At 66.7% G+C, this 11494-nt stretch carries 11 protein-coding genes; 8 read left to right on the forward strand and 3 right to left on the reverse strand.

Annotation, left to right across the window (positions count from 1 at the left end; genetic code table 11):
• Window positions 1–24: 24 nt before the first annotated feature.
• Window positions 25–1107 (reverse strand): tartrate dehydrogenase, encoded by a 1083-nt coding sequence (locus AB4Y35_RS20710; protein WP_368705710.1) that lies wholly within the window; start codon window positions 1105–1107, stop codon window positions 25–27.
• A 110-nt stretch (window positions 1108–1217) separates the two neighbouring features.
• On the opposite strand from AB4Y35_RS20710, the gene AB4Y35_RS20715 reads away from it, so the two are divergent.
• On the forward strand, window positions 1218–2156 hold the full coding sequence (locus tag AB4Y35_RS20715) for a LysR family transcriptional regulator (protein ID WP_368706125.1): 939 nt from the start codon (window positions 1218–1220) through the stop codon (window positions 2154–2156).
• Window positions 2157–2163: 7 nt separating this feature from the next.
• Here the strand turns inward: AB4Y35_RS20715 and AB4Y35_RS20720 are convergent, their stop codons facing one another.
• The gene (locus tag AB4Y35_RS20720; protein WP_368705711.1) at window positions 2164–3651 is read right to left on the reverse strand and encodes a PLP-dependent aminotransferase family protein; all 1488 of its coding nucleotides are present in this window, start codon (window positions 3649–3651) and stop codon (window positions 2164–2166) included.
• Between the two features lie 122 nt (window positions 3652–3773).
• Here AB4Y35_RS20720 and AB4Y35_RS20725 point away from each other — a divergent pair, with 122 nt between their 5' ends.
• The 6 genes from AB4Y35_RS20725 (at window position 3774) to AB4Y35_RS20750 (ending at window position 9936) form a co-directional block, all read left to right on the forward strand.
• Window positions 3774–4412 (forward strand): FMN-binding negative transcriptional regulator, encoded by a 639-nt coding sequence (locus AB4Y35_RS20725; RefSeq protein ID WP_368705712.1) that lies wholly within the window; start codon window positions 3774–3776, stop codon window positions 4410–4412.
• 29 nt (window positions 4413–4441) lie between these two features.
• Window positions 4442–4795, forward strand: a complete 354-nt coding sequence (locus AB4Y35_RS20730) for a cupin domain-containing protein (RefSeq protein WP_368705713.1) — start codon at window positions 4442–4444, stop codon at window positions 4793–4795.
• A 163-nt stretch (window positions 4796–4958) separates the two neighbouring features.
• Complete coding sequence (locus tag AB4Y35_RS20735; RefSeq protein WP_368705714.1) at window positions 4959–5879, forward strand: SMP-30/gluconolactonase/LRE family protein; 921 nt, start codon at window positions 4959–4961, stop codon at window positions 5877–5879.
• Entirely contained in the window at window positions 5876–7423 is a 1548-nt protein-coding gene (locus AB4Y35_RS20740) for a UxaA family hydrolase (protein ID WP_368705715.1), read from the forward strand. The genes AB4Y35_RS20735 and AB4Y35_RS20740 overlap by 4 nt, the downstream gene beginning before the upstream one ends.
• Before the next feature lie 70 nt (window positions 7424–7493).
• Window positions 7494–8768, forward strand: a complete 1275-nt coding sequence (locus tag AB4Y35_RS20745) for an MFS transporter (RefSeq protein ID WP_324159773.1) — start codon at window positions 7494–7496, stop codon at window positions 8766–8768.
• Window positions 8769–8817: 49 nt separating this feature from the next.
• Window positions 8818–9936 carry a malate/lactate/ureidoglycolate dehydrogenase gene (locus AB4Y35_RS20750; protein WP_368687249.1) on the forward strand — a complete coding sequence of 373 codons (1119 nt, stop codon included), beginning with the start codon at window positions 8818–8820 and terminating at the stop codon, window positions 9934–9936.
• A gap of 35 nt (window positions 9937–9971) precedes the next feature.
• On the opposite strand, the gene AB4Y35_RS20755 is transcribed toward AB4Y35_RS20750, so the two are convergent.
• Window positions 9972–10385 carry a hypothetical protein gene (locus AB4Y35_RS20755; RefSeq protein ID WP_368705716.1) on the reverse strand — a complete coding sequence of 138 codons (414 nt, stop codon included), beginning with the start codon at window positions 10383–10385 and terminating at the stop codon, window positions 9972–9974.
• Window positions 10386–10495: 110 nt separating this feature from the next.
• Here AB4Y35_RS20755 and AB4Y35_RS20760 point away from each other — a divergent pair, with 110 nt between their 5' ends.
• Window positions 10496–11422 carry a LysR family transcriptional regulator gene (locus AB4Y35_RS20760; protein ID WP_368705717.1) on the forward strand — a complete coding sequence of 309 codons (927 nt, stop codon included), beginning with the start codon at window positions 10496–10498 and terminating at the stop codon, window positions 11420–11422.
• Window positions 11423–11494 lie beyond the last annotated feature (72 nt).

The following is an 11494-nucleotide window of genomic DNA, read 5'->3' on the forward strand; positions in this document are numbered from 1 at the left end:
GTCTGCTTTTAACGGCGCTAGCGCTCAGGCAGCGACAGCCGCCTTCTCGACGAGTTCGCACACTGCGGCCGTGACCTGCGCCGTGGTCGCCTTGCCGCCCAGGTCGCCGGTGTGCAGCGCGGGGTTGGCGGTCACGGTCTCGATGGCCTGCATCACGTGAGCGGCGGCTTCGGTCTCGCCGAGGTGCTCGAGCAGCATCACGACCGACCAGAACGTGCCGATGGGATTGGCGAGCCCCTTGCCCATGATGTCGAAGGCCGACCCGTGGATCGGCTCGAACATCGACGGATAACGCCGCTCGGGGTCGATGTTGCCGGTCGGCGCGATGCCCAGGCTGCCCGCGAGCGCGGCGGCGAGGTCGCTGAGAATATCCGCGTGCAGATTGGTCGCGACGATCGTATCGAGCGAAGCGGGGCGGTTGACCATGCGTGCCGTGGCGGCGTCCACCAGTTCCTTGTCCCACTTCACGTCCGGGAACTCCTTCGCAACCTGCTGCGCGATCTCGTCCCACATCACCATGGCGTGGCGTTGCGCGTTGCTTTTGGTGATGACCGTGAGCAGCTTGCGGGGGCGCGACTGCGCGAGGCGGAACGCAAAGCGCAGGATGCGTTCGACGCCGGCGCGCGTGAGGATCGAGACATCGGTCGCGGCTTCGAGCGGATGACCCTGGTGCACGCGCCCGCCCACGCCCGAATACTCGCCTTCGGAGTTCTCGCGCACGATCACCCAGTTCAGGTCTTCGGGCTTGCAGCGCTTCAAAGGCGCGTCGATGCCGGGCAGGATGCGCGTGGGGCGCACGTTCGCGTACTGATCGAGGCCCTGGCAGATCTTCAGGCGCAGGCCCCAGAGCGTGATGTGGTCGGGCACGTCGGGGTCGCCCGCGGAGCCGAACAAAATGGCGTCCTTGTTGCGGATGGCGTCGAGTCCGTCGGCCGGCATCATCACGCCGTGCTGGCGGTAGTAGTCGGCGCCCCAATCGAAGTTTTCGAATTCGAACGCGAAGCGCTGGGTGGTTTTCGCAAGCGCTTCCAGCACCTCCTTGCCCGCGGGCACGACTTCCTTGCCGATGCCGTCGCCGGGAATGGTTGCGATGCGATAGGTCTTCATGTCTCGTTCCTGTGGAGTGTGGCCAGTGTGGGTTCACTTTACCGAACTCCCGGTTCAAAAACCGGTGCTAGACTCAAAGCATCCTTAACTTGAATTCACAAGTGGCGACCGTGACCGACACCGTTCTACCCGCCGATCTGGGCTTTTTCTCGACGCTCGCCTCCTCGGGCAGCCTGAGCGCCGCCGCGCGCGAGCTGGGCCTTACGCCCGCCGCCGTGAGCAAGCGGCTCGCGCAAATGGAGGAGCGCGCCGGGGTGCCGCTCGTGAACCGCACGACCCGCCGCATGATGCTCACGCCCGAAGGCGAGGTGTACCTGGAGCACGCGCGCCGCATTCTCGACGAGATCGACGAACTGGGCGAGTTGCTGGGCGGCTCGAAGAAGCATCCCAAGGGCTTGCTGCGCGTGAACGCGACACTCGGCTTCGGACGCAGCCATATCGGGCCCGCGCTTTCGCGTTTCGTCGCGCAGTATCCGCAGGTTTCCGTGCAGCTTCAGCTGTCGGTCATGCCGCCGCCGCTCACGGAAGATTCATACGATGTCTGCATCCGCTTCGGCGAGCCGCCCGATACGCGCGTGATCGCACGGCGTCTCGCGGCGAACCGGCGTTTGCTGTGCGCTTCGCCCGCCTATCTCGCGAGCCGGGGCACGCCCGCCACGCCGCACGACCTCGCGAAGCACAACTGCATCAGCATTCGCCAGGGCGACGAAGCCTATGGCGTGTGGCGGCTTTCGAACGAGCGCGGCAGTGCGCGCAAATCGGAAGCAATCCGGATCAACGGCAATCTCACGACCAACGACGGCGAGATTGCCGTGAAGTGGGCGCTGGACGGGCATGGCATCTTGATGCGCGCGGAATGGGACATCAACGAATATCTGGCGGACGGTCGGCTCGTGGTCGTATTGCCCGAGTATGAGACGCCGGGCGCGGACATCTACGCCGTGTATGCGCAGCGGCACCAGTTGTCCACGCGCATTCGGGCGTTCGTCGACTTCCTCGCCATCGAATTGAGCAAGTCGCAGCGATATCCAGTAGCCCGAAGCGTTTAGCCTCGCTTCAGTTCGCTGCCGCGGCGATCACGGCGGCGAGGCGCTGCGCGGCCGCTTTCATTTGCGCGCTGCTGAAGCCGCCAAAGCCGAGGATGAGCCCTGGGCGCGCGGTGCCCGCGGCGAACATGGGCGACGCTGCGCGCACCGCGATCCCTTCGTTCGCTGCGAGCCGCACGATCCGGTGATCGTCGAGCCTTGCGGCGAGCCAGAGCACGAGATGCATGCCCTGATCACCGGGCTCGATCCACGCCAGCTCACGGGGCAAGAGCGCTTCGAGCGTCGCGATCAGACTGAGCCGCTGCTCGGCATAGACGTTGCGCACCTTGCGGACGTGCCGTTCGAGATGCCCCTCGGTCATGAAGGCGGCGAGCACGTGTTGATCGGCCGTCGGCGGATGGCGGTCCATTAGCACGCGCGCGCCGCAGAACGCATCCACGAGACCGGGCGGCACGACGACATAGCCGAGCCGCAGCGAGGGAAACAGGATCTTGCTGAAGGTGCCGAGATACACCACGCGATCCGGCGCGAGGCCCTGCAGCGCCGGAAACGGAGAGCCCTCGTAGCGCAGTTCGCTGTCGTAGTCGTCTTCGACGACCCAGGCATGGGCGGCGCGCGCCCACGCGAGCAAGGCGGCGCGCCGCGCCATGCTCAGCGGCATGCCGAGCGGATACTGATGCGAAGGCGTGACGAACGCCACGCGCGCCTTCGGGGCCATGCGAATGCCGGCCTCGACGTCGAGACCCTCGGCGTCCACGGGCACGCGCACCATGGCGTCGCGGTAGGGCAGGCTTTCGAGGATGGCGGTGACGCCACGATAGGCCGGGTTCTCGACCCACGCCTGGTCGCGCGGCCCCAGCAGCACCTGGCTTGCGAGAAAGAGCCCCTGCTGGGTGCCGCTCGTCACGATGACCTGATCCGCTTCGCAGCGCACCGAGCGGGACTTGCGCACATAATCGGCAATCGCGTCGCGCAGCGCCAGGGCGCCTTGCGGGTCGGCATAGCCGGTCGGCGAGGCGGGGCCCCGCGCACGCAGGCGGTTGCCGAGCCGGCGCCAGACGTCGCCGGGTGCGGTCATACCCGTCGGCACCGAGATGGCAAACGGCGCCGGAGGAAGCGGCTTGAACTCGCGTCCGATCCTGGCGAACGCTGCGGCGCGTTCCGGCAGCCCGGCTTGCGCCGCCTGCCCTGAAGCCGCGCGGGGCTCGCGCGCGGGCGGCGGCTCGGCCAGCGCGAGCGCTACGCGGGTGCCGGCTCCGGCTTTCGATTCAAGAAAGCCCTCGGCTATGAGCTGCTCGTAGGCCTCGACCACCGTGCCGCGCGCCACCTGGAGCGAAGCGGCGAGCGCGCGCGTGGACGGCAACGCATCGGCGGGCCGCAGATCGCCTTTGCGCACCGCTTCGCGCAGTGCCTCGGCCACCTGGCGGCTGAGGTTGCCGGCCTCCCGGTCCAGCGTGCCGAACGATGGCATCTCGGCGGCCTGCGCGGTTCTCGGCATGATTCTGGTTCACTGGAATATGAATAAACTGGATCTATAGAATAAACCACTTTTGCGGCAGACTCGGGTCTGTGGCGGCGTCGGCCGCGCTAACCCATCACCTTACGAGCAGGGACCAACGCATGTACGTACCAGCCCATTTCGCCGAAAACCGCAAGGACGTCCTGCATGACTGCATCGCCCAACATCCGTTCGGCACGTTGGTCACGCAGGGAAAGAGCGGGCTCGACGCCAATCACATTCCCTTTGAACTCGCGGCGGGCGAAGGCGAGCTGGGCATCCTGCGCGCGCACGTCGCGCGGGCCAACCCGGTTTGGCAGGACGTGGCGAACGGCGACGACGTGCTCGTGATCTTCCGCGCGGGCGACGCGTATATTTCGCCGAACTGGTATCCGAGCAAGCACGAGGCGCACAAGCAGGTGCCGACCTGGAATTACGTCGTGGTCCATGCGCACGGGCGCATCAGGATTCTCGACGACGAGCGCTACGTGCGCGGCGTGATTGGCCGCCTGACGCGCACGCACGAAGCCACGCAGCCCAAGCCGTGGAAGATGGCCGACGCGCCGAAGGACTACACGGACACGCTCGTCAAGGCGATCGTCGGCGTGGAGATCGAGATTACGCGTCTGGTCGGCAAGAGCAAGCTCAGTCAGAACAAGGAAGAGCGCGATATTCGCGGCGCGGGCGAAGCGCTCAAATCGAGCGGCGAGTCTCGCATTGCCGACGCCATGCTCGCCGCCGCCGACCAGAAGGCGCAATAACGCGCACCAGCGCACACAAGGGCACCGTCATGGCAAACGACCCGCCGCTCGCGCCCGGCTTCTCAGGCATCGATTCAGCGAGCCTGCCATGGGTGCCCTCCCGCTTCGCGCCCGGCGTGGAGGTGAAGAACCTCGGCAAGGCAGACGGCCGCGCGATGCAACTGGTCCGGTTCGCTGCAGGGGCAACGTTCCCTGATCACCGCCATACGGGCCCCGAGTTCATCTACATGCTCGAAGGCGAGGCCGTGCAAAACGGCCGGCGACTAACGGCGGGCTATGCCGGCATCGCCGAACGGGGCACCGTCGATGCAGGATTTCATAGCGACACGGGCTGCGTGTTCCTGCTCGTCTACGACCTGGACCAGGTGTTCGACAAAACCTGATTGCCATCCAGGCTCGCGGGTAAACACGGGTAAACCACATTCCGGGCGCTTGAAGAAAATCTTCACAGGCCTATTCAACTAGTATTTAATAAACCGGCGCGGCAGTGAGCGATCGGTCACGCGCGTTGCCGTGACCTGACCCTGACGGTACGAGGCCGGAACGATGAATCCCCACGAATACGAAATCCACGATGCGCGCTTTCGCATGCTGCTGCAGCCCAACGCGCAGTTCGAGAAGCTCGCGGGCGGCTGCATGTGGGCGGAAGGACCGGTGTGGTTTCCCGCCGGCGACTTTCTTGTCTGGAGCGACATTCCCAACAACCGGATGATGCGCTGGGTGCCCGGCATCGGCACGGGCGTGTTCCGCGCGAACTCGAATTTCAGCAACGGCAACACGCTCGACCGCGAATGCCGGCTCGTGACCTGCGAGCACGGCACGCGCCGCGTCACGCGCACGGAGCACGACGGGCGCATCACCGTCATCGCCGACCGCTACGAAGGGCATCGGCTGAATTCGCCCAATGACGTGATCGTGCATTCGGACGGCTCGATCTGGTTCACCGACCCCGACTACGGCATTCTCGGCGACTACGAGGGCTTTCGCGCACCGAGCGAGATCGGCGCATGTCATGTGTATCGCGTGGCGCCCGCTACGGGGGTGGTGCAGCGCATGGCCGACGACTTCATGAAGCCCAACGGGCTCGCCTTCTCGCCCGATGAACTGCGGCTCTATGTGGCCGACTCCGGTGCGTCGCATATCGAGAACGGCCCGCATCACATCCGCGTATTCGATGTCGACGCGCAAGGCGGATTGCACAACGGCCGGTTATTCGCCGAGGTCTCGCCGGGCGTGCCCGACGGCATGCGCGTGGACGAGCACGGCAACCTCTGGACGAGCGCGGGCGACGGCATCCACTGCTATGCGCCCGACGGCACGCTGCTCGGCAAGATCCTCGTGCCCGAGACGGTCGCGAATATTGTGTTCGGCGGCCCGAATCGCAATCGCCTTTTCATTGCAGCCAGCACGTCGCTGTACTCGCTTTACGTTGGCGTGCGCGGCGCTGCCCACGGAGACCGGCTATGACGCTTCTCGACCCCGCCTTGCTTTCGGCCGCGCTCATTCTCCTCGACCGGCGCGATGACGTTGCCATCGCGCGCGGGCAGTTGATGCCCGGCTCGACACTCTATGGCGACCATACGGTTGCGGGCATGATTCCGCCTGGCCACAAGGTCGCGCTGCGCGATATCGAGCCAGGCGAACCGGTGCGCCGCTACGGGCAGATCATCGGCTTTGCGAGCCGGCCGATCCGCTGCGGCGAACACGTGCATACGCAGAATCTTTCGATGGGCGATTTCGAGCGCGACTACGCCTTCGGTGTGGACGCGCACGACACGCCGGCTGCTGCGCAAGCGGCGACGTTTCTTGGCATTCGGCGCGCGGATGGCCGCGTCGCGACGCGCAACTACATAGGCATCCTGACGTCTGTGAACTGCTCGGCCACGGTCGCGCGCGCGATCGCCGATCACTTTCGCCGCGACATCCACCCCGAAGCGCTCGAAGCGTTCCCCAACGTAGATGGCGTGGTGGCGCTCACGCACGGCGAAGGCTGTGCGCTGGCGGCCGAGGGCGAGCCGATCACGGTGTTGCGCCGCACGCTCGCGGGCTATGCACGGCACGCCAATTTTTATGCCGTGCTGATCGTCGGACTCGGCTGCGAGACGAACCAGATCGACGGCCTCGTGGAAGCCGAACAGCTCGAGCGCGGCACGCGCCTGTCGACCATGACGATCCAGCAGACGGGCGGCACCGCGCGCACGGTGGCGGCGGGCATCGAACAGGTGCGTGCGCTGCTCGCCGATGCAAATCGCGTGACGCGCGAGCCGGTCGATGCGCGTCACCTCATGGTCGGCTTGCAGTGCGGCGGCTCGGACGGCTATTCCGGCATTTCCGCGAATCCGGCGCTCGGCGCGGCCGTGGACCGGCTCGTCATGCATGGCGGCACGGCGATCCTCTCCGAAACGCCCGAAATCTACGGCGCCGAGCATCTGCTCACGCGGCGCGCGGTATCGCGCGCAGTGGGCGAAAAGCTGGTGGCGCGCATCCGCTGGTGGGAAGCGTATTGCGCGCGCATGGAAGCCAACATGAACAACAACCCTTCTGCCGGCAACAAGGCGGGCGGCCTGACGACCATTCTCGAGAAGTCGCTCGGCGCGGTGGCGAAAGGCGGCACGACGCGGCTCGTCGAAACCTACGAATACGCGCAGCCCGTGCGCGCCCAGGGGCTCGTGTTCATGGATACGCCGGGCTACGACCCGGTGTCCGCCACGGGCCAGGTGGCCGGCGGCGCCAACCTGATCTGCTTCACGACGGGCCGCGGCTCGGCCTATGGCTGCGCGCCTTCGCCGTCGCTCAAGCTCGGCACCAACAGCGCGCTGTGGCGACGCCAGGAAGAAGACATTGACCTGAACTGCGGCCGCATTCTGGACGGCGAGCAAAGCGTGGACGAGGCTGGCGCCGCAATCTTCGAGTTGATGCTCGCGACGGCCTCCGGGCAGCGCACGAAGAGCGAGCTGCACGGCTACGGCCAGAACGAATTCGTGCCCTGGCACCTGGGGGCGGTCATGTAGCGGGAGACATTCGAACGGTCGCCGCTAATCGAAGCAGAAAGGGTGGCCACATTCAGAAGGAGTGCTTTCGATGAAGGAAAAATCGCGCTGGCTGGTCATTTTCTTCTGTTTTCTGGCGATAGCGGTCAACTACATCGACCGCGCCAATCTCGCGGTGGCGGCGCCGCACATCATGAAGGACCTCGGCATTGGTCCTGCCGCCATGGGGCTGCTGCTCAGCGGCTTCTTCTGGACTTACGCCGTGATGCAACTGCCGTTTGGCTGGTTCGTCGACCGGGCCGGCGCACGCATCGCGTTGCCGTTCGCCGTGGGCTGGTGGTCGGTGTTCACCGCGGCCACCGCGGTCGCGGGCGGCTTCGCGGCGATGTTCGGCTGCCGGCTCATGCTCGGCGTGGGCGAGGCGGGGGCGTATCCGTCGTGCGCGAAGCTCGTGAGCCAATGGTTCTCGCGCGATGAACGCGCGCTCGCCACGAGCATCTTCGACAGCGGCTCGCGCGTGGGCTCCGCACTCTCGCTGCCGCTCGTCGCCGCCATCATGGCCGCGTGGGGCTGGAAGGCGTCGTTTGTGATTACCGGCGCGCTCGGGCTCGTGTGGATCCTGGGCTGGGTCGTGATGTACCGGGAACCCGAGGCGCGGGCCGCACTCGAGCAGCCGCGCGCCCCCGCGCCGGCCGCCGCCTCGATACGCTGGAGCGCCTTGTTCCGCTACCGCACCGTGTGGGGCATGATGCTGGGCTTCTTCTGCCTGAACTTCGTCATTTACTTCTTCATTACGTGGTTCCCGAGCTATCTCGTGGAGGCGCGCGGTTTCTCGCTCAAGTCGCTCGGTACGCTCGGCACCTTGCCCGCCATCGCCTCGATCCCCGGCGGCTGGCTGGGCGGCTGGCTTTCCGATGCGCTCGTGAAGCGTGGCTGGAGCCTGACCGCCGCGCGCAAGACGTGCATCGTCGGCGGCATGCTGCTTTCGTCCGTGATCACGCTGACCGGCGTTGTTCAGGATGTCTATGTAATGCTCGCACTCTTCGCGATTGCTTATGGGAGCCTCGCGGCTGCAGCGGCCAGCATCTGGTCGCTGCCCGCCGACGTCGCGCCCACGCCGCGGCACGTCGCTTCGCTGGCGGGCATTCAGAACTTCGCGTCGAATCTTGCAGGCATCGCGCTGACGACGTTTACCGGCGTCATGCTGCAGCTCACGCGCGGCTCGTTCACGATTCCGCTCGTGGTCGCCGGCGGGTTTTGCGTGCTCGGCGCCGTGAGCTATCTTGTGATTGTCGGACGCGTCGAGCCGCTCCGGGCGCCGGAGACCAGCGGCGTCGACGAACCGGCTTACGCGCCGCGCACGTAAGCGCGTCAGCACCGCCTCTTGTTTCGCTGCCACACACAGGGTCACGTACATGTCGAACGCCACTGCTGCAAAAGGTTCAGAAGTCGTTATCGAGGCTCGCGCGCTGCACGCCTTCGTCGTCGCCATCTGGCGCGCGGCCGGCAGCGAGGCGCGCGAGGCGACGCTGGTCGCCGACCATCTCGTCGAAGCCAATCTCGCCGGGCACGACTCGCACGGCGTGGGCATGATTCCGCGCTATATGCTGTCGTGCCGCGAAGGCGAGCTCAAACTGAACGCGCACGCGCAGGTCGCGCGCGACGCCGGTGCGGTGCTCACGATCGAAGCCGGGCGCGGTTTCGGGCAAGTCACGGCCTTCGAGGCGATGGAGCACGGCATCGAGCGCGCGAAGTCGCTCGGCGTGTGTGCGCTCGGCCTGCGCAACGCGCATCACATCGGACGTATCGGGCACTGGGCCGAACAATGTGCGCGCGCCGGGCTCGTGTCGTTCCACTTCGTCAACGTCGCGGGCGATCCGCTCGTCGCGCCGTTCGGCGGCATCGACCGGCGCTTCGGCACCAATCCGTTTTGCGCGGCGTTTCCGCTCGAGGGGCGCTCGCCGCTGGTGCTCGACTTCGCCACGAGCGCGATTGCCGCGGGGAAAGTGCGCGTGGCTTACAACAAGGGCGTGGATGTGCCCGCCGACGCCCTGATCGACAGCGACGGCCACCCCACGCGCGATCCGGGCGCGCTGTTCAGCGACACCCAGCACGGCGCGCTGCGCGCATTCGGCGGCGCGGTGGCGGGCCACAAGGGTTCGGGGCTTGCCGCGATGTGCGAGATCCTGGCGGGCGCGCTCTCGGGCGGCTTCACGACGCGCGAGCAAACCATCGTCTCCTCGCACGCGATCGTCAATTGCATGACGTCGGTGATCGTCGATCCGGCGGCGTTCGACGCGCCCTCGCGCGAGCAGGAAGCGCTCGCGTTCGTCGAATGGCTGAAGGCCACGCGGCGCGTGGCGGGCGTCGACGAGATCCTGCTGCCCGGCGAGCGCGAGGACGCGACGCGGCGCACGCGCGAGGCGCAGGGCATTCCCGTGGATGCGACGAGCTGGTCGCAGATCGTCGATGCCGCGCGCATGGCGGGCGTGACCGAGGCGGACATCGCGGCGTGCGAGCGTAGCTCGCGCTGACTACCAGGCTAACTACGAGGCTAACGACGCGCCGCTCACTCGTCGCACTTCACTTCGTCTTTGGGCGCGACGATGATCACCGGGTAGGTGCCGCGATCGAGTTCGACGCGCACGACGATGGCGGTGGTGGCAGGGTCGCTATCGTCGTACACGCTCACCTTCTCGTTCTTCAATAGCGTGACGCCGGTGCAGCCGGACGCGTGGCTGTCGTCGTCGGCGATCTTGCATTGAATCTCGTTGTCCTTCAGGTAGCGAATGCGGTCGCGGTCGGGCGTGGCCAGATAGTCGCGCACGCTTTGCGCCGAGCCGGCCACGCCCGTCACATAACCGATTGCGCAGTCGCGCTTCGAATTCGAATCGCCCGACGACGTCTGGGCAAGGGCGGGAGCGGCGGCCAGCGCCATGGCTGCGAAGGCCGCGAGGACCGGCGAGAGGGTGAGGCACTTCATGAGTGATCGATTGCCGCAAAAGGGGAAGCGCCGATTTTAACGCCTGCGCGATATCCGCTAAGATCGACGCGGAATTCACAGAGCGAAGCGACCGCACGCCAGAACGCGCAATGGACCGAATCGACGCCATGAAGGTTTTCGTCGCCACGCTCGACGAGGGAAGTCTCGCGGGCGCGGGCCGCCGGCTGGGCCGCTCGCCTGCGGCGGTGAGCCGGGCCATTGCGTTCCTCGAGGAGCACACCGGCACGCCGCTCCTGTACCGCACCACACGCACGATCCGCCTGAGCGAGGCGGGCGAGCGCTATGCGCTGGCGTGCCGGCGCATCCTCGCCGATCTCGAAGAAGCCGACCTGCTCGCCGCCGACGAGCGCTCCGCGCCGCGCGGGCTGCTGGGCGTCACGGCGGCGGTGGCCGTGGGCGAAGAGGTGCTGCGTCCGATGATCGAGGAGTTCATCGACCGCCACCCCGAGGTGTCGATCCGCCTGCACCTGCTCGACCGGCCCGCGAGCCTGATCGACGAGGGCATCGACGTGGCGTTGCGCATTGCGCATCTGCAGGATTCGACGCTCGTCGCCATTCCGGTGGGCGAGGTGCGGCGCGTGGTGGTCGCCTCGCCCGACTATCTCGCCGCGCATCCCGCCATCGAGACGCCCGCCGATCTCGCGAGCCACCCGATCATCTCGATGACGCATTTCGGGCTCGACTCGTGGAGCTTCCCGGCAGCGCGCCAGACCGCGCTGCCTCAGGTCGTGCAGTTCTCGCCGCGCTTCATCGTGAATACGATCCGTGCGGCGCGGGCTTCGGCCGTGGCGGGGCACGGCGTCACGCGGCTCTTTTCCTATCACGTGGCCGAGGAGGTCGAAGCGGGCCGGCTCAGGATCGTGCTGCGCGACAGCGAGCATGCGCCGCTGCCCGCGAATCTCGTCACGCCGCATGGGCGCCTTTCGGTGCCCAAGGTGCGCAGCTTCGTCGATTTCGCCACGCCGCGGCTGCGCGAGTACTTCGAGCAGGCCAGGCGCATTACCGACGCCGATTGAGCGATATTCGCCATTCGTTCGCCACGCGGAAGAATGACTTACGTATCGCGGCGATTCTCTCGCTGCACGATC

The organism is Paraburkholderia sp. EG286A (assembly GCF_040965375.1).
Taxonomy (GTDB): Bacteria; Pseudomonadota; Gammaproteobacteria; order Burkholderiales; family Burkholderiaceae; genus Paraburkholderia.

What these genes read in the sequence shown, in the direction of transcription:
- AB4Y35_RS20750 (WP_368687249.1), top strand. Translation starts at nt 8,818, where the DNA reads ATGTCGAACGCCACTGCTGCAAAAGGTTCAGAAGTCGTTATCGAGGCT.
- AB4Y35_RS20760 (WP_368705717.1), top strand. Translation starts at nt 10,496, where the DNA reads ATGGACCGAATCGACGCCATGAAGGTTTTCGTCGCCACGCTCGACGAG.
- AB4Y35_RS20720 (WP_368705711.1), bottom strand. Translation starts at nt 3,651, where the DNA reads ATGCCGAGAACCGCGCAGGCCGCCGAGATGCCATCGTTCGGCACGCTG.
- AB4Y35_RS20725 (WP_368705712.1), top strand. Translation starts at nt 3,774, where the DNA reads ATGTACGTACCAGCCCATTTCGCCGAAAACCGCAAGGACGTCCTGCAT.
- AB4Y35_RS20745 (WP_324159773.1), top strand. Translation starts at nt 7,494, where the DNA reads ATGAAGGAAAAATCGCGCTGGCTGGTCATTTTCTTCTGTTTTCTGGCG.
- AB4Y35_RS20710 (WP_368705710.1), bottom strand. Translation starts at nt 1,107, where the DNA reads ATGAAGACCTATCGCATCGCAACCATTCCCGGCGACGGCATCGGCAAG.
- AB4Y35_RS20755 (WP_368705716.1), bottom strand. Translation starts at nt 10,385, where the DNA reads ATGAAGTGCCTCACCCTCTCGCCGGTCCTCGCGGCCTTCGCAGCCATG.
- AB4Y35_RS20735 (WP_368705714.1), top strand. Translation starts at nt 4,959, where the DNA reads ATGAATCCCCACGAATACGAAATCCACGATGCGCGCTTTCGCATGCTG.
- AB4Y35_RS20730 (WP_368705713.1), top strand. Translation starts at nt 4,442, where the DNA reads ATGGCAAACGACCCGCCGCTCGCGCCCGGCTTCTCAGGCATCGATTCA.
- AB4Y35_RS20740 (WP_368705715.1), top strand. Translation starts at nt 5,876, where the DNA reads ATGACGCTTCTCGACCCCGCCTTGCTTTCGGCCGCGCTCATTCTCCTC.